At 61.0% G+C, this 21635-nt stretch carries 16 protein-coding genes; 4 read left to right on the top strand and 12 right to left on the bottom strand.

Annotation, left to right across the window (positions count from 1 at the left end; translation table 11 throughout):
* Nucleotides 1-220 precede the first annotated feature (220 nt).
* Nucleotides 221-481 (bottom strand): hypothetical protein, encoded by a 261-nt coding sequence (locus tag Q9S52_RS06515; protein ID WP_304708552.1) that lies wholly within the window; start codon nucleotides 479-481, stop codon nucleotides 221-223.
* Nucleotides 469-1230 (bottom strand): glycosyltransferase family 2 protein, encoded by a 762-nt coding sequence (locus tag Q9S52_RS06510; protein WP_304708551.1) that lies wholly within the window; start codon nucleotides 1228-1230, stop codon nucleotides 469-471. Before Q9S52_RS06510 ends, Q9S52_RS06515 begins: the two co-directional genes overlap by 13 nt.
* A 118-nt stretch (nucleotides 1231-1348) precedes the next feature.
* On the opposite strand from Q9S52_RS06510, the gene Q9S52_RS06505 reads away from it, so the two are divergent.
* The gene (locus tag Q9S52_RS06505) at nucleotides 1349-3001 is read left to right on the top strand and encodes a S41 family peptidase (protein WP_304708550.1); all 1653 of its coding nucleotides are present in this window, start codon (nucleotides 1349-1351) and stop codon (nucleotides 2999-3001) included.
* 77 nt (nucleotides 3002-3078) lie between these two features.
* Here the strand turns inward: Q9S52_RS06505 and Q9S52_RS06500 are convergent, their stop codons facing one another.
* Nucleotides 3079-5166, bottom strand: coding sequence for a M3 family metallopeptidase (locus Q9S52_RS06500; protein WP_304708549.1), 2088 nt, complete (start codon nucleotides 5164-5166; stop codon nucleotides 3079-3081).
* 189 nt (nucleotides 5167-5355) lie between these two features.
* Here Q9S52_RS06500 and rbr point away from each other — a divergent pair, with 189 nt between their 5' ends.
* The gene (rbr, locus tag Q9S52_RS06495; protein WP_297624321.1) at nucleotides 5356-5937 is read left to right on the top strand and encodes a rubrerythrin; all 582 of its coding nucleotides are present in this window, start codon (nucleotides 5356-5358) and stop codon (nucleotides 5935-5937) included.
* 99 nt (nucleotides 5938-6036) lie between these two features.
* On the opposite strand, the gene Q9S52_RS06490 is transcribed toward rbr, so the two are convergent.
* The gene (locus Q9S52_RS06490; RefSeq protein WP_300828332.1) at nucleotides 6037-6240 is read right to left on the bottom strand and encodes a hypothetical protein; all 204 of its coding nucleotides are present in this window, start codon (nucleotides 6238-6240) and stop codon (nucleotides 6037-6039) included.
* A 355-nt stretch (nucleotides 6241-6595) separates the two neighbouring features.
* On the opposite strand from Q9S52_RS06490, the gene Q9S52_RS06485 reads away from it, so the two are divergent.
* Entirely contained in the window at nucleotides 6596-7159 is a 564-nt protein-coding gene (locus Q9S52_RS06485) for a hypothetical protein (protein WP_300828331.1), read from the top strand.
* Between the two features lie 70 nt (nucleotides 7160-7229).
* Nucleotides 7230-7424: a hypothetical protein gene (locus tag Q9S52_RS06480; RefSeq protein ID WP_294597851.1), complete on the top strand. Its 195-nt coding sequence runs from the start codon at nucleotides 7230-7232 to the stop codon at nucleotides 7422-7424.
* Between the two features lie 1044 nt (nucleotides 7425-8468).
* Here the strand turns inward: Q9S52_RS06480 and Q9S52_RS06475 are convergent.
* From Q9S52_RS06475 to Q9S52_RS06440, 8 genes are all read right to left on the bottom strand, one after another.
* On the bottom strand, nucleotides 8469-11180 hold the full coding sequence (locus tag Q9S52_RS06475; RefSeq protein ID WP_304708548.1) for a glycoside hydrolase family 2 protein: 2712 nt from the start codon (nucleotides 11178-11180) through the stop codon (nucleotides 8469-8471).
* Between the two features lie 714 nt (nucleotides 11181-11894).
* On the bottom strand, nucleotides 11895-12725 hold the full coding sequence (locus Q9S52_RS06470) for a 2,3,4,5-tetrahydropyridine-2,6-dicarboxylate N-succinyltransferase (protein ID WP_300727297.1): 831 nt from the start codon (nucleotides 12723-12725) through the stop codon (nucleotides 11895-11897).
* 21 nt (nucleotides 12726-12746) lie between these two features.
* A complete protein-coding gene (locus tag Q9S52_RS06465) occupies nucleotides 12747-13976 on the bottom strand; it encodes an endonuclease/exonuclease/phosphatase family protein (protein ID WP_297624303.1) in 1230 nt (409 codons plus the stop codon).
* Between the two features lie 34 nt (nucleotides 13977-14010).
* Nucleotides 14011-14577, bottom strand: a complete 567-nt coding sequence (locus tag Q9S52_RS06460) for a rhomboid family intramembrane serine protease (RefSeq protein ID WP_370648996.1) — start codon at nucleotides 14575-14577, stop codon at nucleotides 14011-14013.
* Between the two features lie 1248 nt (nucleotides 14578-15825).
* On the bottom strand, nucleotides 15826-17859 hold the full coding sequence (mutL, locus tag Q9S52_RS06455; protein ID WP_304708546.1) for a DNA mismatch repair endonuclease MutL: 2034 nt from the start codon (nucleotides 17857-17859) through the stop codon (nucleotides 15826-15828).
* A gap of 43 nt (nucleotides 17860-17902) precedes the next feature.
* Complete coding sequence (locus Q9S52_RS06450) at nucleotides 17903-18202, bottom strand: hypothetical protein (RefSeq protein ID WP_297628617.1); 300 nt, start codon at nucleotides 18200-18202, stop codon at nucleotides 17903-17905.
* Nucleotides 18203-18356: 154 nt separating this feature from the next.
* Nucleotides 18357-19712, bottom strand: a complete 1356-nt coding sequence (locus Q9S52_RS06445) for a glucose-6-phosphate isomerase (RefSeq protein ID WP_304708545.1) — start codon at nucleotides 19710-19712, stop codon at nucleotides 18357-18359.
* Nucleotides 19713-19725: 13 nt separating this feature from the next.
* Nucleotides 19726-20739, bottom strand: coding sequence for an NAD(P)H-dependent glycerol-3-phosphate dehydrogenase (locus Q9S52_RS06440; RefSeq protein ID WP_304708543.1), 1014 nt, complete (start codon nucleotides 20737-20739; stop codon nucleotides 19726-19728).
* Nucleotides 20740-21635 lie beyond the last annotated feature (896 nt).

The raw sequence follows: 21635 nt of genomic DNA, 5'->3' as shown, positions 1-21635 counted from the left end.
GAGCTTTCTCTCTTTTCTTTGTGCTTTGCGCACTTTACTTTAGTGGGTCGGATGCCCGGGCGGGACGCAACGAACATTGTGAGTTTGCGGGCCTCCCGAGGGGGCGGCGTCCGGCCCGCGCGGTTCATCGAACCGCAGGATTCAACTCAAAATAGGGTAGAGGCTGGCGATTGCTTGGGGTAGTTCCAGCCCATTACCCACCGCGGGCACGCGGCCCCGTTTATTCCGAGAGGCAACGCAACTGAAAACCGTAGGCTCGATCGTTCGTAAGGCCGGGGTCGAGAATCGTCATGTTGAAATTCAAATCCACACCCGAGATGCCGCTCGTGGCGGAAGACCAGCTGTAGCCGTAGAGACCGATATAGACCGCATTGCCGGGCTGCTTGTGAGCGCCCGGATCGCGGAAGCCCGGGGCGGGTGCCGCTCGGCACTCGAAGGCTGGCCGTGTCAGCTTTAATCGTATTTTCGTTATTTTTTCCACTCCCGAAACTCCGGGCGGCGCAACAGTTTGTCCCAAAGAGCGCTCCAGGCGAATCCGACATGCGCTCCGAGCGTTCGGAACAGACCGTAATGTTCCCGCATGATCCGCCACCGCTCCCGGAGGCTCGCCCGGCGGCGGCGCGTCGAGAGACCGCCCGGCGCGAAACAGCTCACGACGAAACCCACATCCACCACCGACCGCGCCCGTTTCAGACAGGCGATCACCCACTCGATATCCGCCGCCAGCCGGTATCGCTCCGTGTCGTACAGCGGCGCGATCGCCCGGCGCACGAGGAACGACTGGTGGCACACCACCATTCCCCGCTCCAGCGACCGCCACGTCAGCCCCCTGTGCGGCAACGGCTTCTTGCGCAGCCCCAGCGGCCTGCCCGCCTCGTCCGTCACCAGCGTCTCGCCGTAGTAGATATCCGCCCCGGCCGGCAGCCCCGCTCCGAAAATCCGCGTCAGCGCATCCCGCTCCCATACCGTATCCCCCGCGTTCACGAACCACAGATAGTCGCCCGTCGCCGCCCGGATTCCCTTGTTCATCGCATCGTACAGACCCTCGTCCGGCTCGCTCACCCCGTAGGCGATCCGGTCGCCGAACCGCTCCATCACCTCCCGCGTGCCGTCCGTCGAACCCCCGTCGATCACCACCAACTCCAGCTCCGCCGCCGAACGGTCCAGCGCCGTCAGATTCGACAGCGTCTTTTCCAGCTCCGCCGCCCCATTCCAAACTACCGTTATCACCGAAACCTTGACCATAGCCCCTTGCTGCTAAAAATAATTCCGCGTAAAATTACTATATTTGGGCCGATTTCGTGCCTTTCCCGCCGGGCGGCACATCTTTTGTTTCGTACCGCACATCATGAGTAATTATAGAACCACCGTCCGCCTCACCCTGATTCTTTTGGCCGTCCTGCTCGTCGGCGCCGCTTTGGGCGTGATGCTCGAACGTTCGGCCCTGCGCGACACCTACCGCACTGTCCGGGAAGGAGACAAACTCGGATGGGCCCTGACCCAGATCGAAAACCGGTATGTAGACCCTATCAGCCGCGACTCGCTGGCCGAGCTGGCCGTGCCGATTCTCTTGCAGGAGCTCGATCCGCACTCCGTCTATATTCCCGCCGAGGAGTTCGCCTCGACCAACGAACCGCTGACCGGAACGTTCGACGGGATCGGCGTGATGTTCAATATGTTGTCCGACACGGTGCAGATCACGAACGTGATCTCCGGCGGGCCGAGCTCGGCGGCGGGCATCGTGGCCGGCGACCGTATCATCACGGTGAACGACAGCCTGATTGCCGGCGTCAAGATGGATCAGAACAAGGTCGTCGGCCTGTTGCGCGGCAAACGCGGCTCGACCGTTCGGCTGGGCATTCTGCGGGCGCCGGGCAAGGAGCTGCTGCCGATTACGGTCACCCGCGGCGCCGTTCCGGTGAAGAGCCTCGAAGCCGCTTTCATCGTGCCGGGATATCCCGAGATCGGTTACGTCCGCTTCGGCCATTTCGCCGCTTCGACCCATACCGAAGTGACCGCGGCGTTGAATCGTCTGCGCGAGCAGGGGGCTCGGAAAGTCATCCTCGACCTGCGCGAGAACGGCGGCGGATACCTCGATCAGGCGATCTATATCATCAACGAGTTTCTGCCGGGCGGCCAGCGGATCGTCTATACCGAGGGGCATGCCTCGCGCCGTGCCGACCAGTTTGCCGACGGAAACGGCCGGTTTTTGGACATGGAGCTGGCGGTGGTGATCGACGAGAATTCGGCCTCGGCCAGCGAAATCGTCGCCGGAGCCATTCAGGACAACGACCGCGGGGTGATTGTCGGGCGCCGGTCGTTCGGCAAGGGGCTGGTGCAGGAACAGATCTCGTTCCCGGGCGACGGATCGGCCATGCGGCTCACCATCGCGCGGTACTATACCCCGGTGGGGCGATCGATCCAGAAACCGTACACCCCGGGGAACGATGCGGAGTACCATGCCGAAGTGATGCGCCGTTTCGAACACAACGAGATGATGACCGCCGACAGCATCCGGCAGGACGACTCGCTGCGGTTCGTCACGCCGGGCGGCAAGGTCGTTTATGGCGGCGGCGGGATTATGCCCGACCTCTTCGTGCCGATCGACACGACTTTCATTACGCCGTATTTTTCGAAACTGTTCCAGAAAAACCTGATTTTCCGCTACGCTTCGCAGATGACGGATCGGTATCGCAAGGAGATCAACGCCATCGAGACGCTGGCCGAGCTGGATCGCTTTTTCGCCGACAAGAACCTCTTTTACGACTTCGTCGCCTATGCCGATCGGCAGGGAGTGCGGCCTACGGAGACCGAGATGAGCCTCTCCAAACCGATGATTACGGCCCAGATCAAGGCCTATATCGGGCGGAATACGGCTTTGAACGAGAACGCTTTCTACTACTATATCCTGCCGCAGGACAAGACCCTGCTCCGGAGCGTGCAGGCGTTGGAGGGGACGGGGGGGCCGAAACCGGCTGCTGGCGGGGATGAACGGCGGTAGATGCGTTCGGAGGGATAGAGACAACGGGGGCTCGCAGTATAATCGACTGCGAGCCCCCGTCTTATTTCAGGCGTCGTTTATCGGCCCTTAGCCCCGTCGCCGATGCCCATCTTCTCCAACAGAGGCCCCACCGTCGGCTCGTGGCCCGCAAAGCGGACGTAGAGCATCATCGGATGTTCGCTGCCGCCCGGCGTCAGGATGCACGACCGGAACGCCTGCGCCGTTGCCGGGTCGAAGATGCCCCGCTCGCGGAACCGCGCGAAAGCGTCCGCCTCCAGCACCTCCGCCCACTTGTAGCTGTAGTACCCCGCCGCATAGCCCCCGCCGAAGATGTGACCGAAACTCGTCGAGAAACAGCTCCCCTCAACCCGCGGCATCACCTGCGTCCGTTCCGTCGCCCGGCGTTCGAACGCCGCCACGTCGCACCCTTCGTCCAGCGGCTCCGCGATCGAGTGCCAAGCCATGTCGCACAGGCCGAACTGCACCTGCCGCACGCAGGCATAGGCCGCCAGATAGCGCCGTGCCGCCTCGATCCGGTCGATCAGCTCCGGCGGCATCTTTTCGCCCGTCTCGTAGTGCGCCGCCCAGAGGTCGAGAAACTCCCGCTCGGCCACCCAGTTTTCCAGTATCTGCGACGGCAGCTCCACGAAGTCGCGCCGCACGTTCGTCCCCGTCAGACTCGGATAGCTTCCCCGGCCCAATATCCCGTGCAGTCCATGTCCGAACTCATGGAAAATGGTCGTCGCCTCGCTGAAACTCAGCAGTGAAGGCCGTTTTTCGGTCGGCTTCGTGAAGTTGCACACCAGCGAGACGATCGGAATCACCGCCTCACCCGTCTCCGGGTCGCGATACGCCTGCCGATACGACGTCATCCACGCGCCCCCCTGCTTGCCCGGCCGTGGGAAGTAGTCGATATAGAGGATGGCCATGGGCCGGTCGTCGCCTCCCGAGCCGTCGTAGACTTCGAAAGCCCGGACGTCGGGATGGTAGATCGGAATCTCCTTGTTCTCCTTGAACGAGAGCCCGTAGAGCCGTCCGGCGAGCAGGAACATCGCCTCCTGCACCCGCTCCAGCCGGAAATAGGGGCGGGTCGCCTCGTCGTCGAAATCGTAGGTCGCCGCCTTGTATTTTTCGGTGTAATAGGCCCAGTCCCACGGCATCAGCGTCCCGTCGAAACCCCGGCTCGCCGCGTAGGCGCGGATTGTCGCCACCTCCCGTTCGGCATGCGGTTTGGCCCGCTCCAACAGCTCGTCTAACAGGCCGTTCACCCGTTCGGCGCTCCCCGCCATCCGGTTTTCGAGAGCGTAGTCCGCGTAGGTTCTGTATCCTAACAGATTGGCTAACTGGAGGCGCAGGTCGGCGATCCGGACGATGATCCGGCTGTTGTCCTGTTCGCCGCCGTAGGCCCGGCTGTTGTAGGCCCGGTAGAGCTTCTCGCGCAGGTCGCGCCGCTCGGAGTAGGTCAGGAACGGAATGTAGCTCGGCGCGTGGAGCGTGAAGAGCCAGCCGCTCAGTCCCGCCGCCTTCGCCTCGGCCGCAGCCGCGTCGCGTACCGCCTCCGGCAGCCCTGCGAGCTCGTCCGGCTCGGTCAGGTGGAGCCGAAAGGCATTGGTCGCAGCCAGCAGATTCTGCTCGAAACGCAGCGTCAGCCGGGCCAGCTCGTTGGTCACGGCCCGGTATTCGGTCTGGCGTTCCGTGTCGAGGTTGGCTCCTGAGCGGACGAAGCCGCGGTAGCTCTCTTCCAGCAACATCCGCTGCTCGGCCGAGAGTCCCTCGAACTCATCGTCCGCCGCGGCTTCGTAAACCCTTTTCACCCGGTCGAACAGCCGGGGATCGAGCATCACGTCGTTGCTGAAGTCGGTGAGCATCGGCGAAAGTTCCAGCGCCAGGGCCTGCATGGCGTCGTCGGTTTCGGCGCTGTTGAGGTTGTAGAAGAGGGTCATGGCCCGCTCCAGCGGCTGTTGGGCGAATTCGAGGGCTTCGATGGTGTTGGCGAAGGTCGGCTCCTCGGGCCGGGTGGCGATCCGGTCGATCGCCTCCCGGCTCTCCGCAATGAGGCGTTCGACAGCCGGTCGGTAGTCTTCGATGCGGATCCGGTCGAACGGCGGAACGCCGTAAGGAGTCGTCCATTCGCTCAACAGCGGATTGGGTGTGGTATCGTTCATGTTTGTGCGTTTTTTTTGCGGGTTGAGTATGCGGTCGCCGGAGCGATCCGTAGGGTTAAAGATAGCGATTCGGCGGGTTCCGTTCAAAAAACAGGTGATTTTTCCGTTTTCGGTCAGATGATAATTCGGAATGGTATATTTTTTGTAAGTTCAATAGGGTGTTTAACGAAACTTTAAATCCGATCTATTATGGGAAAAAAGAGTATCCACGGTACACGTACCGAACAGAATCTGCTGAAAGCTTTTGCCGGTGAATCGCAGGCTTGGGCGCGTTACACGATGTTCGCCAAAAAGGCGCGGAAAGAGGGGTACGAGGTGATCGCCAAGTTCTTCGACGAGACGGCGGCCAACGAACAGCAGCACGGAAAGGTCTATTTCGAATTGTTGCAGGGCGGGATGGTCGAAATCACGGCCTCTTATCCGGCGGGGGTGATCGGCACGACGGCCGAAAACCTGGCCGAAGCGGCCGACGGAGAACACGACGAAGGGCATGTGCTCTATCCGGAGTTCGCCCGGATTGCCGAAGAGGAGGGTTTTCCTGAAATCGCGGTTAAATTCCGTCTGATAACGGCGGTCGAAAAGGATCACGAAGCGCGGTATCGCAAACTCCTGAAGACGCTCGAAGCGGGCGAGATGTTCAAGAAAGATACGCCCCAGTCCTGGCGTTGTCGGAAGTGCGGTTACGTGCACAAGGGCAAGGAGGCGCCGGAAAAATGTCCGATTTGCGACCATCCGCGGGCCTATTTCGAGCTTATGGACGACAAGTTTTAGGCTTTCTGTGTCGTCGGTTTGCGTCCGGCGAGGAGATTCTCCTCGCCGGACGTTTTTTTATTGGGTGCAGGTGCGTGGTGGCGGCGTTTTGTCCCCCGTTTATTCCGAGAGGCAACGCAACTGCAGACCGTAGCCGCGACTGTCTGTGCGGCTGGTATAAAGTCCTGTTATGTGGAAACTCAAGTACATGCCGCTGCTACCGTTGACCGCAGAAGCCCAGCTGTAACCGTTGGTGCCGACGTAGTACAGCGAGCCCGCATCCCGATGGCGGTAGTCCGGGGCGGGATGTTGTTGGTCGTACATTTTTTATTATTATCTACCTGATTGAAGTGGGCGGGATTGCGGCGGTTTATCTGTAGAAAAGGTGTGTAATTTTGATGTTTATAGTTGATTATTAGTGTATTGTTGAAATAGTGAAAACTCTTCGAATAAAAGTATGGTCGATGTCTTGTATGTTTACAAAATGTATTATCTTTGCCTTGTAGAACGATTCCGGAATCCGATATTATAAACATTTTTAAAACCAGCTATCCATGAAGAAATTATGGAAATTCCTATTCGGGTGCGAGTGCGGAAAGCCGCTTCCGAGGGCCGAAGAGATGTGTCGGCGAATGAAACCGACCGAACATTTTGTCGTATCCCGATCCGATGAAAAACGATGAGTCGAAAATACGAAGACATGCGCGAGCACCGCGCTCGGGCAGTGACCGTTTTGAATCGGGTCAAGGAGAGTCGGAAAGGCTTGAAAATTAGGTACGAACGGATCGACGAGCACACTTGGGTCGAACGTTCGGAGGGTACAGAATCATTAAAACAACCACACATGATGCAATCTACAGTCACTCGGCAGGATGCCGAACAGGCCATTGCGCTCTATCGCACGGCGAAGAGTGCCAAAGCGGAGTACGAAGCCGTGATGGCCGATGCGGAACGAATTATCAATCAGTTCGGTCGGGCGAATCTCGATCAGTTTTCGGAGGGGCGGTTGGAGCTCGATAGCGGAACGTTGGCGCTCAAGAGCGGCGCGGCCAAACCGCTCAAAGGCGGTCGGCCGCTGACGACGGCTGCCCGGGCGGAGCTGGCGGCCTTGCTTCCGGAGGCTTATGTGCGCCTTTCGTGCGATTTCGCGGAGTTGTACGGTTGTCGGGATAAGATGGTGCGTCAGTTGTTGGCGGCGCGCGGAATCGAGATCGTCCGGGACGACAAGTTCGTGGTTTTGTAGGCTCGATTGCCTCTTTCGGTGAGGTCGGATTTTTTGTATGATTTATTTCTGAATTTTATATCGAATCGTTATGGCTTATAATAAAAAAGGATACTACAAGCGCGCTCGGGCTTTGCAGGAGCTGACGGCGCAACATTACGAACCGGAGCGGCACGACCGTTGTTACAAGTGGGTATGGCGTCGGTTTGTCTATCCGCAGTTCGGTATCTGTTATCACAGTTATTTGCGTTACCTGCACACGGTCGTTCCGGCCGAGGAGAGTTAGTTGATCGGGCAACAGGTGTCCGGTCGGATACGACAGGCCCGCGTCCCTCTCGATTCCGAGAGTGGCGCGGGCTTTTGTATGTTTTGTTTATGGGGCGGGACTGCGGCGGAGCGAAAGCGGAGCCGCAGTGAGGCAGACACAGGGCAGTGCTTTAGGGCTTTGATTTTGGCTGGCTGTGGGCGGTGCTTGTGCGACCTTTAGGTCGCCGTCCTCGGAGCGCAGCGAACGCCATAGGCGGGCGCCGGGGGATGCGCCCGAGGACGAACTTCCAAGAATGGCGTAGTTCAATAGGCGTGCTTTTGCGGTTCGTAGAACCGCACGGGCCTGCGGCGGGGCATCTTTGATGCCCGGGCCGGACGCCGCAGCCCGAACCCGACAGAATTGGGGCAAACTGGCTGTTGTGCTTTTGCGACTCGTAGAGTCGCCGGGCCTCCGGCGGCGGAGACCCTCAACTCGCGATGTTCGTTGAGTGCACCCGCAGGCTTCGACCCGCCTAAACCAAGAACGAATAGTGCGGTTCTTCGAACCGCCGGCCTCGTCGCCCAGCGGCTTTGCCGCTCGGGGGGATGGGCGACAGGCCGAACTTGAAAGATTTGGGGCGAGCTCTTGGTTGTTCTTTGGGCCGGGCTTCTGCAACTCGTCGGAACTCGTTGCGCTCACTGCTGGCGGCGAACTACTTCAGCCTGGGCCTGCCATGCCGCTTACGCGTCGAGAGTTGCTGTACCTCCCGGGTGTCCGGCCCGTGCAGTTCGTAGAACCACCAGATTAGCATGAAAGCGTGCCCAAGCCCGGGTTCTAAGTCCCCAATCGGTTCCGTCGAAAGCTCTCCTGCCCGTTTATTCCGAGAGGCACCGCAACAGAAGACCGTAAGCACGACTGCCCGTATATCCGGGATTGAGGCTGATCGAGTGGAAATTCGAGTACGCCACGTCGATACCGCTTGTCGATGACGAATAGACGAAACCGCCCTCGCCGACGCTGCTCGTCCCGCCCGTATCTCGCGGGCGGAAGCCCGGGGCAGGCCGCCGCCGTCCCGATAAAAAACTACTTCACATTCTCCCGCACTGGTCGCTCCGACCGACGTCCCGCCAAGTCGTTCAGCGTCCGCACCGTGATTCCCAGCCCCTCGATCCCCTCCGACGTCGGAATCTCTTCTGTGAAATTCAGCTCGATCACCCGCTCCTCGCCCGGCAGCAGGTCGAAATAGGCATCCGACGCATTATCCTGTCTTGCCGCCGCGTCGAACACGACCGATTTCAGCAGCGTATTCGCCCGCAACGTCGCTTCGACCCGCCTCGGCCCCGTCTGTTTATAGGAAACCGTATAGTCCGCCGCCGGCAACGCCAAATCCTTGAACGGCACGAACCAGTAGATCGACCGCAGCGTATCCCCGCCGATCACCCCATCGGCCACCAGACAGACATTTTTTCCCTCCGTCGAGAGCCCCCGCAGCAGCTCCGTGTCCTGAGCCCGCAGCAGCTCCCGGTTCGAATTGGCCGCCACGTCCGCCCGCAGCGTCGAATCCCACAGCGTCTGGCCCGTAAAGTTCATCAGCCGCAGCGAAACCGTTCCCTCCTGCGCCCGGAGCCGATCCGTCACCGCCCACAGCACCGCCGTCTGCGTCGAGTCCACCCGCTCGAAAGCCAGCAGCGTCGGCACGAAACTCCGCCGGGCATAGTATTGCAACGCCTTCCAGCGGTAGCGGCTGTCCATCGAGCTCCACGAAACAGCCGGATAGCAGTCGTTCAGCTGCCAGTAGATCGTCCCTTGGTTGAACGGCCGTTTGATGCGGTGTCCCTCCATCGCGATCTTCATCCCCTCGGCCTGAAGTAGCTGGGAGAGATAGACATACGTCCGGAAATCGTCCTTCAGCAGCGGCAGGTCGCGCGCCATGTACTCTTCCAACAGCCGATATGCTTTCGGACTCTTCTGGTGGGCGATCATCGCCGGCGAGTAGAGCCGCATCTCTTCCGGCGCGAAATACTCCCGGTAGGTGTCGTAGCAGGCCAGCGAGACGAAGCCGTATTCGTTGCTGAACCGGCCCGGTTTATCCTTGTAGACCGAGAAAGGCTCCTCGTCGTGGAAAACGCCCCAGTAGTGCACATCTCCTTTGATCCGGCTCAGCGGATTGCCGCGTCCGTACATCGGCGAGCTCGGATGGTACGGCCGCCCCTCGTCCTCCGTCGCCACCACGTCGGCCAGCACTCCCCGGAACAAGGTGTCGATACCGTGCTTGATCTGCGCCTGTTCCGTCGAATCCCATCCGTAGACCGTTTGGTATCCCCAATGGTTCCAAGCCTCGTCGATCTCGTTGTTCCCGCACCAGATGGCCAGCGACGGGTGGTTCCTCAAACGCCGCACGTTGTAGACCGCCTCGCGCCGCACGTTGTCGAGGAAAGCCGTGTCCCACGGGTAGAACGAGCAGGCGAACATGAAGTCCTCCCACACCATCATCCCCCGTTCGTCGCACAGGTCGAAGAAGAGATCCTCTTCATAGATCCCCCCGCCCCAGACGCGGAGCATATTCATGTGCGACTCCGCCGCCGCATCGACGATCGCCCGGTAGCGGGCCGTGTCGACCCGCGACGGAAAGACGTCCTGCGGAATGTAGTTCGCCCCTTTGATAAAACACGGAATGCCGTTCACGTAAAATTGGAAACTTGCCCCCTCGCCCACGCTGTCCGGCTCCTGCACCAGCTCGATTTTTCGCACGCCGATCCGTTGCGTGTCCCGATCCAGCAGGTTGCCCTCTTTGTCCGTCACGAATGTCCGCACGGTGTAGAGGTTGGGCTCGCCCATGCCGTTCGGCCACCAGAGCTTCGGATGGACGATGGCGAACGGGATCTCGACCGTCGTTTCCGCCTCCCCGAAAGCACCCAGCATCACGTCGGCCTGGCCGTAGACGTGCGTGGCGGCGGAGTCGGCCACGATCACCCGCACCGGTGTCTTACGGTGTTCTTTTTCAGTGGTATTCCCGCCGCGCAAGGTCACCCGCGCCGTGAAAGCGCCCCGCAACGAGTCCTGCCAGCTCTCGCGGACGAATTGGATGCGGTCGATCGCCGCCTCCGACCAGGCATCCAGATAGACCGGCCGCCAGACGCCCATCGTCAGATACCTCGGCCCCCAGTCCCAGCCGAACTGGTACGGCGCTTTGCGCGTGAAGACGCTGGTTTTCCACTCGCCCTTGTCGTTGTCGTTGGGCAGCTTCACGGGATAGGCCGTCGCCTCCGGCAAGGCCGTGGCGTAAGCCGGGTGGAAGACGATGCGCAGGGTGTTGACGGTATCCGCCCGGAGCAGACCGTTCACCGGAATGCGCCATTCGACGAACATGTTGTCCGTCCCGCCCAGCACCAGCGAGTCGTTGAGGTAGATGTCGGCATAGGTGTCGATACCCTTGAAAACCAGCTCCTGATTAGCCTGTGCCGCGATACTTGCCGACGGGGTGAATGCCGTCCGGTACTCCCAGCTGCGTTCGCCGATCCATTGCAGGTCGGCTTCGGTCGTTCCGGCAAACGGTTCGGGAATCCGCCCGAGGTGGAGGAGGTCGGTGTGCACGGTGCCGGGCACGGTCGCCGGCAGCCATGCCGTTTCGGTGGCCGTGGAGTCCGTTTCGCGGAACGACCAGTTCTCGACGAGCGGTTGCCGGCAGCGCTCGGGCGTTTGGTTGAGCCATTTCGAGGCGTCTCGCGGGCCGCAGGCGGTCAGCAGGGTGGCTGTTCCGAACAGGAAGAGGGAAAGTAGGGCATGATGTTTCATGGGAGGTGCCGATTTTTGAAATGGGTTCGAGAGCAAATATAGCACAAAACGGCCTTTCTCGTATGCCTATGGGGTGAAAAGGAGCGGAAAGGGAAGGGGGGCCGAGGCAGCCTCTACGGTGTGTGGCCGCTGCCTGAGTCCTGCGGAGCCTAAGGTGTGTGGACAAAGAATTGGGGTAGAGGCGGCCGCAGCGAAACGAAGTTTCGCCCGTCCACGGGACGTGGGGCCCGCGCGGCCCGAGCGCAGTTCTATCTTGTTAAGGTAGATACGGCCAGCTTTCGGGTGCCGAGCGACACCGCGTGCCACGCCTTAAGAGGGAAATCTTGTCAAAATGTGCTGGCACGTTTTGACAAGATTTCCCTAGGCGCGCGAACAGAACTCGATGTTTTCGAATTAAAGTCGGGCGGCTGTCAGTATCGGAAAATAATAAAGACCCCGCCCCGGGCTTCCGTGGTCGTTCGGAAGGAGCAATCGGCGTCGCCGGCAATTCGGGATACTGCTGGACGAGCACGATCCGCGAAATTTACGGCATGTATTTACATTTCAGCATGGTCGAATTCACGGACAGCGGGGCGAACAGTCGGGCTTACGGTCGTCAGTTGCGTTGCCTCTCGGAATAAACGCCGCGTGCCCGCGGTGGGCAATGGGCTGGAACTACCCTAAACAACCGGCAGCCTCTACTCTAATCGGATCTACTCCGACCAACCGCGCGTGCTACGCCGAGACGCCGAAGTCCCGTAGCGCCTCGTTCAGCGACGTCTTGCGATCCGTCGAAGCCTTGCGCTGACCGATAATCAGCGCGCACGGCACCTGATACTCGCCCGCCGGATAGTGCCGCGTGTAAGAACCCGGAATCACCACCGACCGCGGAGGCACATGTCCCTTGTATTCCACCGGCTTCTCGCCCGTCACGTCGATAATCTTCGTCGATCCGGTGATGACCACGTTCGCCCCCAAGACCGCCTCGGCGCCGATGTGCGCCCCCTCGACCAGGATGCACCGCGAGCCGATGAAACAGTGATCCTCGACGATTACCGGAGCGGCCTGTACCGGCTCCAGCACCCCGCCGATTCCCACTCCGCCCGACAAGTGCACCCCCTTGCCGATCTGCGCGCACGACCCCACCGTCGCCCACGTGTCGACCATTGTCCCCGAATCGACATAGGCTCCGATATTCACATACGACGGCATCATAATCACCCCCGGCGCCAGGTAAGACCCGTAGCGGGCCACTCCGTTCGGCACGACCCGAACCCCGAGCGATTCGAAATCCTGCTTCGTCTCCATCTTGTCGAAGAATTCGATGTCGCCGCTGCTCATCCGGCGCATCTTCTGGATCGGGAAGTAGAGAATCACCGCTTTTTTGACCCATTCGTTCACCCGCCACGCCCCGCCGCTCCCCGTCGGTTCGGCACAGCGCAGGGTGCCTTTGTCCAACCGGTCGATGACCTCCCGAATGGCCTGTTTCGTTTCCGGTCGGTCCAACAAAGTCCGATCCGTCCATGCTGCTTCGATAAGCGATTGGATTGCAGTCTGTTCCGTCATGTGCTGATTAGAAGTGAAAAGTTATTTCCGTTTTTCTTTGGCCGCGCCGTCGGCCGGCGATAAGCCGATCCGGACGAATACCGGATTGTGATCCGACCACGGCAGCGCGTCGGAGCGGTATTCGAGCGTTTCGAACTCCGGAGCGTGGAAGACGTAGTCGATCCGGAGCATCGAGAAGAGTCGGTTGTAGGTGTATGCGAATCCGCTGCCGGCATTGACGAACGTGTCGTCCAACTTGCCGCGCATTTTGTGGTAGGTGTACGAGACCGGCGTGTCGTTGAAGTCGCCCGTGACGATGGCCGGATAGGGCGACGCTTCGATCATCCGCGAGATGGTGTCGACCTGTACGGCCCGCCGGCGGTAGTTGTCGCGCAGCCGCCCGGCGAGGCTGCGGACGAAGTGTTTGCTCTCCTTGTCGCCCCGCACGTCGAGCCGTTCGACCCGATCGCGGCTCCATTCGTCGACCTGGGTCGATTGGAGGTGGTTGTTGAAGAGTCGCAGGGTGTCGCGCCCGGCGAGCAGATCTGCCTGGAGCATAGTGTTCCGCGAGCCTTCGAACAGGGTGCCGCTCGCCTTGAGGATCGGCAGCCGGCTGAAGATCGCCACGCCGTATCCCACCTCCTCGGCGCCGCCCGAAACGAAGTGATAGGCCCGGTACGGCCAGTCGCGGTAAAGGCTGTCGATCAGCCGCACGTCGCCGCGGTTCATCGTCTCGTACTCCTGAAAGCAGATGACGTCGGGCTGCATGCGTTGCACGTAAGCGGCCACGCTGTCCACCATACGCCGATATCCGTCGTGTCGACTCTGTTCGTAGACGAAGCCGTGGGTGTTATAGGTGAGGATCGAGAGTCGCGCGGGCTCTTTTTTAGCCGTTCGCCGTGCGGCCGCGGTCGTGTTTTCGGCGGGGTACTCCTTGCGGAAGTCGAAGCGGACGAGGGTGCCGAGGTGTCCGAGACCGAGCAGCAGCGTGATGGCTGACACCAGAGCCCACCATCTCCAGCGGAGAATCCATACGAGCAGCAGGACGAAGTTGCCGAAGAAGAGGAACGGGGCGCCGAGTCCGAAAAAGGCGAAAATCCAGCTCCGTTCCGGACTGATTCCGGTGCTGAGGTAGGCCATGACGAGCGCGCCGGCGAACAGGACGGTGACCAGCACGAGCAGCAGGTGCAGCAGCGTGTGCCACCATCGTCTCGGCTGGCTCTGGTCGAGGTAGTAGTAATTGCTTCCGGCGTTGTAACGGTTGGCGCTCATCGGGGCGGAGGAGTAAGAGGGGGAGAGGAAAGGGTTAGTAGTAAATTTTGCCGGTTCGTTTCCATATCCGGAGCAGAATGAACCCGAAGAGCATCCCGCCGACGTGTGCGAAGTGGGCGATGTTGGATCCCTTTTGCGTCACGCCGAGGAAGAGCTCCAGCACGCCGTATGCGACGACGAACCACTTGGCTTTCATCGGAATCGGGGGGATGAGGAGCATGATCCGGTCGTTGGGATGGAACATGCCGAAGGCGAGGAGCACGCCGAACACGGCTCCCGATGCGCCGATGGTGACGATGTTGTCGGCCCAGGCTTGCAATTGTGCGGGCATGGTTTCGGCATAGCCGAGTCCGAGGAAGTGGTTGTATTCGAACCAGTTTACCGCCAGGTTGCACAGCCCGGCTCCCACGCCGCAGATCAGGTAGTAGGCGAGGAATCGTCCCGACCCCATGTCGTATTCGAGCACGCGGCCGAACATCCAGAGGGCGAACATGTTGAAGAACAGGTGGTCGAAACCTCCGTGGAGAAAGAGGTAGGTGAGGGGTTGCCAGAGGTGGAATTCGGTGGATTTCCAGAAGTGGAGTCCGAAGAGGTCGATCATGCGTTCGCCTCCGACTCCTTCGGGCAGGGCGATCTGCGCGACGAAGACGATGACGGTCAGGATGATGAGGTTCATCACCACGCTGCTGCGGGGCGACCCGGCGCGTGGGCCGAAGATGTTGCTGTTGTTCATTCGTTTTCTTGTGCTTCGAGGTCGGTTCGTGTATTTCGAGGGTCTTGCTTGTTGAGGTTTGTGTGGCTTCTTGCTTCCGCCGGGGGCGGTGTCACGCGGTACTCAAAAGCAGGCGGCCTTGATTTTGGGGTTGAGGCGGCGGGTTATTTTGGTTGAGGCTACCCCAAACAACGGGTAGTCTCAACCTTATTTTAATTTGACTTTGGCGTCCGGAGCCAGCGGGGGCGCAACGAGGATCACGAGTTGCGGCCCTACGCCGGGGATGGCTCCGGCCCGCGCGACTCTGCGAGCCGCAAATGCTCAGCCCAATTCATCACCCAAATCTCTTGGGTTCGGCCTGTCGCCCACTCCCCCGAGCGGCTTCGCCGCTGGGCGACAAGGCCGGTGATTCTGCGAATCACGCTACTCTCAGCCCAAAACTCATCCTAAAGCACCGCCCTGTCTTTCGGTTTCGGGCTGCGCGTCCCCGAGTGGGCTGAAAGCCCAACGCGCAAGCCCGGCGGTTCTACGAACCGCAAAAGCACAGCATTTTTCTGTCGGGTTCGTCCTCGGCGCGCCCCCCTCGCGCCGCTAATGCGTCGCTCTCGCCGAGGACGGCGACCTAAAGGTCGAAAAAGCACCAACCAAAGCAGAGCCCAGTTCTCCGCCCCGTGTTCGCCTCACTGCGGCTCCGCTGTCGCTCCGCCGCTTTTTCGCGCGCCTTGCGCGATTCATCTATATTCGGCTCACGCCGAAATAGTTGAATCGCTTCTTTAGGCGGGGCGCGCGTCTTCGCCAACAGGAGGGTACTGCGCTCGGGCCGCGCGGGCCCCACGTCCCGTGGACGGGAAATGCTCGCGCATTTCCACTGGCCGCCTCTACCCCCGTTCTTTGTCCGCGCGCCTGCGCGATTCATCTATATTCGGCTATCGCCGAAATAGTTGAATCGCTTCTTGAGGCGGGGCGCACGAGCAACTGGGAAGTAATAACGGCCACGCGCCATGACACGAACGCGTCGGCCAAGCGGACCCCACTGAGTAAGGCAGAGAGCACCCTAACAATACACCCTGTGGTGTGTGGACGGGAAATGCTTACGCATTTCCACAGGTCGCCTCTAACCCTGTTGTTCGACGCGTATCAGCGTTTCAGCCGTTTCTCCGCCTCCAGCGCCGAAACGACGCTCATCACCGGTCGCCCGTCCGGCGTATAGTTAGGTTCGTCGCAGCTGAACAGTTTGCGTATCAACGCCTCCGCCTCCATCGTCGTCACAGAACCCGCCCCGCCCGCAGCGAAGAGCGGAGCGCAACAGCTCCGGGCCATCGCCTCGGCCAGCCGTTCGCGGTGGTTGTCCCGCAGCGAGACCCCCTCCTCCTTGATCTGCCGGAGCAGCTCTTCCACCGCCTGTGCCGGAGCCGCGCTCTCGCCCATCTCGACCGGCAGCCCGTAGACCACCACCGTCGTCCCTCCCATATCCCGGATGTCGAACCCCATCGCCGCCAGCTCCGCCGTGTGTTCGATCAGCAGAAAGTGGTCGGCCGCCGCCAGTTCGATCCGTTCCGGAAAGAGATCCCGCTGGCCCACCACCGAAAAGTCGTTCTCCATCCGCTGCAAAAACTCCTCGTACAAAATCCGCATCCGCGCCCGCGCCCGATCGATGATCACCAGCCCGTCCGCCGTTGCCGTAGCGATATATTTCCCCGTCCCGAACACCAATGCCCGGGCCGTCGTGTCGTCCGGCATGCCGTTCGCCGCAGAACGAATCGTTTCATCGTCGACGAAAACCTCGGTCGTCGTTTCCAGCGGCAAAGTCCCTTGCAATGTATCGTTGCCGTTCGCCTCACTCCCGCCGTTGCTTCCGCCGAAGTCCGGAATCAGCAGGTCGGGCGGAATCATCTCCGTAAACGGCGCCTGTTCCGGATCCTCGAAAGCCGCCCGCGCGCTCCCCGACCTGCCCCCCATTCCGAAATCGGTCGTAGCCGGCGTGTCCCACTCCTTGCGGTCGTAGCTGCGGAACGGGTTGTAGTCATCGCGAGTCGCTGCCGGCGGCGGAGGCGGCATGCGCCTCCCGCTTCCGATGCCCGAACCGCTCCCGTCCGCATCTCGTCGCGGCGACGGGTTGTAAACCGGAATGTCGATCGGCGTCGGGTTGTCGAAGTCGAGCATCGGCACGATGTTGTGCCGCCCCAAGCTCCGCCCCACCGCCGAAGCGAGCATCTGCCACAACGCCTGCTCCTCCTCGAACTTGATTTCGGTCTTCTGCGGGTGGATGTTCACGTCGATGCGCGACGGGTCGACCTCGATATAGATGTAATATGACGGCGTGTAGCCGTACGGCAGCAGTTTGTTGTATCCGTTCACCACCGCCTTTTGCAGGTACGAGCTGCGGAAATAGCGCCCGTTCACGAAGAAGAACTGTTCGCCGCCGCTCTTTTTGGCCGTCGCCGGGAGCCCGATGTAGCCGCCGATCCGCACGATCGGAGTATCGACCTCCACATCCAAGAGTTTGTCTCCCGTCTTGCGTCCCACGACCGCCGCGATGCGCTGCCGCAGCCCGCCCGGCGCCAGGCTGAACAGCGTCTTGTCGTCCGCCACTAAGGTGAAAGCCATCTCCGGATGGCACAGCGCCACGCGCTGGAACTCGGTGATGACCTGCTTGGTCTCCGTCGGATTGGCTTTGAGAAACTTCCGCCGCGCCGGGGTGTTGAAGAAGAGGTTGCGCACCGTGATCTGCGTCCCTTTCGGGCAGCTGACGCTTTCGGTGCGCGCGTCGGCCTCCGTCCCTCCCGCAATGGTGACCAGCGTCCCCACCTCGTCCTCCTCGCGCCTCGTCCGAAGCTCGACCTCGGCCACCGAGGCGATCGAGGCGAGTGCCTCGCCGCGAAAACCGAATGTTCGCAAAGCGAAGAGGTCTTCCGACTCCCGAATCTTCGATGTCGCATGGCGCGCGAAGCAGACCACCGCATCGCCGGTCGCCATCCCGCATCCGTCGTCGATCACCTGCACGAGGCTCTTGCCGCCGTCGCGCACGACGACGCTCACGGCATGAGCTCCGGCATCCACCGCGTTCTCCATCAGCTCTTTGACCATCGAGGCGGGACGTTGCACCACCTCGCCGGCCGCGATCTGGTTCGCGACGGTGTGGGGAAGTATCTGTATCAGGTCGTTCGACACGGGTTATTGCATTAAATGAAGTGTGGAATCAGCGGGGAAGAGGCTACATCGCCCGTCCGAGGTAGTTGAACATCAGGTAGAGCACCGCCACCGCTCCGGCCAGAAAGAGCACCGTGCGGATCGAGTTGCGTTTCTGCCGCTGCGCCCGTTCGCGCTCCTGCTCCTGCATCCGCAGCAGACGCCGCTCGCGGATGTACATCCCCGGCCGGTACTCTCCCTCGGCGTAGTCGTCGCCGAGGATCATCCGCCGCCGCGTTTCTCGCTCTTCGGCTTCCGGATCCCAGTAGCGGGGTTTGTATTCGAACTGACGGGGCTTGCGCCCGAATCCTATGAATCCTGCCATGGCGGTCGTGTGTTTTGGTCGGTACAAAGATAACATATTCCGAACGGATTTCGGTGTCGGAGAATTGTGCGGGGGTGTGTTCATACATGGAGCGCCCGGCCACGAACCTTGGTTCGTGGCCGGGCGCTCCATGGTCGCAAAAGAGCGGCGGCGGTTACAGCCGCTTCCGGAGTGTTTCTCCCTCGGCTTCGTAGCCCGGCTTGCCGAGCAAGGCGAACATGTTCTTCTTGTAGGCCTCTACCCCCGGCTGGTCGAACGGATTGACGCCCAGTGCATAGCCGCTGATCCCGCACGCCTTTTCGAACATATAGAGCAGCGCCCCGATCGTGCGGGCGTCGATGCGCGGCAGCTCGACGACGATATTGGGCACCCCGCCGTCCACATGGGCCAGCATCGTCCCGAGGATCGCCATCCCGTTCACCTCGCCGATGCGTTTGCCCGCCAGGAAGTTCAGCCCGTCCAGGTTCTCCTTGTCGGCTTCGATCCGGAACGTGTGCGCCGGTTCCGCCACCCGGATCACAGTTTCGAACATCGTCCGCTCGCCCTGCTGGATATACTGCCCCATCGAGTGCAAGTCCGCCGTCAGGGTCACCGAGGCCGGGAAGATCCCCTTGCCCTCTTTCCCCTCGCTCTCGCCGTAGAGCTGTTTCCACCACTCGCCGATGTTTTGCAGTTTCGGTTCGTACGAAGCGAGGATTTCGATCTTCTTTCCGGCCCGATACAGAGCCGTCCGCGCCGCCGCATACTGCATCGCCGGATTTTCGTCGAACGACGCCTCGACCGTCAGTTGCTCCATCTCCGCAGCCCCCGCCACCAGTCCGCGCACATCGACCCCCGCCACCGCTAATGGCAGCAATCCCACCGGCGTCAGCACCGAGAACCGTCCCCCCACGTTGTCCGGAATCACGAAGGTGCGATACCCCTCCGTATCCGCCAGCTTGCGCAGCGCCCCCTTCGATTCGTCGGTCACGGCCACGATGCGCCGCGCCGCATGCTCCTTGCCGTACCGCCGTTCGATTTCGTCGCGGATAATCCGGAAGGCGATCGCCGGTTCGGTGGTCGTTCCCGATTTCGAGATGACGATCGCCGCGATGTCGTAATTTTTGGTCGCCTCCATCAGCTCCCACGTGTAGTCCTCGCTGATGTTCTGTCCGGCGAAGAGCACACGCGGATTCACTCCTTTCTTAGGGGTCGCGAGGCTGTCGAACGAGCCGCTCAACGCCTCCAGCACCGCCTTGGCCCCCAGATAGGAGCCCCCGATCCCGATCGCGATGATCAGGTCGGCTTCGTTCCGCAGTACATTCGCTGCCTCCTGAATCTCATCGAGTTGCGCAGGGGTGATCGATGACGGCAGGTTCACCCACCCCAGAAAGTCGTTCCCCTTTCCCTGGCCGCTGTGCAGCAGGGCGTTGCCCTGTTCGATCTCCGGCCGCAGAGCCGCGATGTCCGCAGCGGTCACCGTCGAGGCCGGTTCGAAAATCTTGTCGATGCGTACGTTTACACTTTTCATCCTGGTATGTGTATTATATGAGTTGATCCAAAATTCCGCCCAGCTCCGTTCCCGGCCTGCGCCCCTCGTAGAGAATCCCGTACACCGCCTCGGCGATCGGCATCTCGATGCCGAATCGCGACCGCAGCCGGTGGATGCAGTCCGCCGCATAATACCCCTCGGCCACCATGTTCATCTCCATCTGGGCCGCCCGCACCGAGTATCCCTTGCCGATCATTACGCCGAACGTCCGGTTGCGGCTGAACTGCGAGTAGCAGGTGACGAGCAGGTCGCCCAGGTAGGCCGACCGGCAGATGTCCCGTTCGGCGGCGAAAGTCCCGCCGAGGAAGCGTTCCATCTCCATCGCCGCGTTCGAGATCAGCACGGCCAGAAAGTTGTCTCCGTAGCCCAGTCCGTGGGCGGTTCCCACCGCGATGGCGTAGATGTTCTTGAGCACCGCCGCGTACTCGGCGCCGTAGATGTCGGTTGAGGTGGAGACGCGGATATGCTCGCAGGCGAATTTCTCTCCGAGCCGCTCCGCCACCTCCGGCTCTTTGCAGACCATCGTCAGGTAGGACAAGCGTTCGAGGGCGACCTCTTCGGCGTGGCACGGCCCGGTGACGATCCCGATGCGGTCGAAGGGCACGCCGTATCGCTGGTTGAACCACTCGGCGACGGTCAGGTAGCCGTCGGGCACGATCCCTTTGATGGCCGAGACGATGAATTTTCCTTTCAGGGCGTCCGGTGCGAGCGGCGCGACGGTGAGTTCCAGAAAGGCGGAGGGCACGGCGAAGATAATAACGTCCGCTTCCCGCACGACGGCAGCGACGTCGTCGCTGATGGCGAGTCTGTCGCTGCGGAAGTGTATTTGGCTGAGGTATTTAGGGTTGTTCCCGTGCTTGCGGAGGTGTTCTGCGACTTCCGGGTTGCGCACGTGCCACCGGACGTCGTTCCCGTTTTCGAGGAGTATCTTGACGATGGCTGTGGCCCAGCTGCCGTATCCGACGACGGCGCAGCGGGGGTCTCTGTGTATGGGGGTGGGTGACATCGAAATAGTTTGACAGGGTAAAGATAGCGATTTTTTTGAGGAGTGGAGCGGCGGACTGCTGCGAATGGACCCGACAGGAAAGACTGGGCCGGGCTTGGGGCGGAACTGTTGGAGATTGTATCGGCGGGCTGTGCTCTTGGCTGAATTCGAAAGTTTTAGCGAATAATGGGTCATTGTTTCAGTGGGGCGGAGATCCGGGAGTTCAGACCAAACTACCGTTCGCTTATATTACATTCTTTCGGTTTCGGCCTGCTCATCTTTCGTTCAAGCGGACGAAGCCTGCGGAGCCCATAGCAACGTCAGTTGCGGGCCTCCGCGGTCGGAGGCTTCGGCCCGCGCGACCCTAAAGGGTCGCATAAGTTGTCGAGGTCATTTTCGGCCGCAGCCAGCGGAGAACGAAAACGGAGCGGGAGCGGAGTATTTCGGCCCTCCGCATCCGGGGGCTGCGGGCCGACCGTTGGCACGGGGACTTAGCTATTTCGCTCTCGGCTCAAAGCTTGGCCAAGAGTACAGCCCAACTCACCGCCCAAATCCAAGCCTCATGCTCGGCCCAGCGCGGCGCGAAAACCGTAGCCGGTTCTCGCGCCTGAAGAACAGTCGCAGCCCAAAGCAAAGCCCAATTCTCCGCCCCGTGTCCGCCTCACTGCGGCTCCGCTTTCGCTCCGCCGCACTTGTCGTCGCCCGCGGCAATTCTTGCCGGATTGGCCGAGTGCCAACCGGCAGAATATGCCCTTTAAGCGGGCGGGCGACGAATGTTTGCGCGAAGTTCGTTGTCCGCGCGCCTGCGTGATTCATCTATATTCGGCTACCGCCGAAATAGTTGAATCGCTTCTTTAGGCGTTGGCGCGCGTCTGTTCGACAGGAGGGTACTGCGCTCGGGCCGCGCGGGCCCCACG

Source organism: uncultured Rikenella sp. (genome assembly GCF_948810725.1).
Lineage (GTDB): Bacteria > Bacteroidota > Bacteroidia > Bacteroidales > Rikenellaceae > Rikenella.
This window is presented reverse-complemented; position numbering and strand designations above follow the sequence as displayed.

Excerpts from the sequence above, each read along its gene's own strand:
- Q9S52_RS06475 (WP_304708548.1), bottom strand. The coding sequence starts at position 11,180 with ATGAAACATCATGCCCTACTTTCCCTCTTCCTGTTCGGAACAGCCACC.
- Q9S52_RS06485 (WP_300828331.1), top strand. The coding sequence starts at position 6,596 with ATGAGTCGAAAATACGAAGACATGCGCGAGCACCGCGCTCGGGCAGTG.
- Q9S52_RS06450 (WP_297628617.1), bottom strand. The coding sequence starts at position 18,202 with ATGGCAGGATTCATAGGATTCGGGCGCAAGCCCCGTCAGTTCGAATAC.
- rbr (WP_297624321.1), top strand. The coding sequence starts at position 5,356 with ATGGGAAAAAAGAGTATCCACGGTACACGTACCGAACAGAATCTGCTG.
- Q9S52_RS06470 (WP_300727297.1), bottom strand. The coding sequence starts at position 12,725 with ATGACGGAACAGACTGCAATCCAATCGCTTATCGAAGCAGCATGGACG.
- Q9S52_RS06440 (WP_304708543.1), bottom strand. The coding sequence starts at position 20,739 with ATGTCACCCACCCCCATACACAGAGACCCCCGCTGCGCCGTCGTCGGA.
- Q9S52_RS06500 (WP_304708549.1), bottom strand. The coding sequence starts at position 5,166 with ATGAACGATACCACACCCAATCCGCTGTTGAGCGAATGGACGACTCCT.
- Q9S52_RS06465 (WP_297624303.1), bottom strand. The coding sequence starts at position 13,976 with ATGAGCGCCAACCGTTACAACGCCGGAAGCAATTACTACTACCTCGAC.
- Q9S52_RS06490 (WP_300828332.1), bottom strand. The coding sequence starts at position 6,240 with ATGTACGACCAACAACATCCCGCCCCGGACTACCGCCATCGGGATGCG.
- Q9S52_RS06460 (WP_370648996.1), bottom strand. The coding sequence starts at position 14,577 with ATGATCGACCTCTTCGGACTCCACTTCTGGAAATCCACCGAATTCCAC.
- Q9S52_RS06445 (WP_304708545.1), bottom strand. The coding sequence starts at position 19,712 with ATGAAAAGTGTAAACGTACGCATCGACAAGATTTTCGAACCGGCCTCG.
- Q9S52_RS06480 (WP_294597851.1), top strand. The coding sequence starts at position 7,230 with ATGGCTTATAATAAAAAAGGATACTACAAGCGCGCTCGGGCTTTGCAG.
- Q9S52_RS06505 (WP_304708550.1), top strand. The coding sequence starts at position 1,349 with ATGAGTAATTATAGAACCACCGTCCGCCTCACCCTGATTCTTTTGGCC.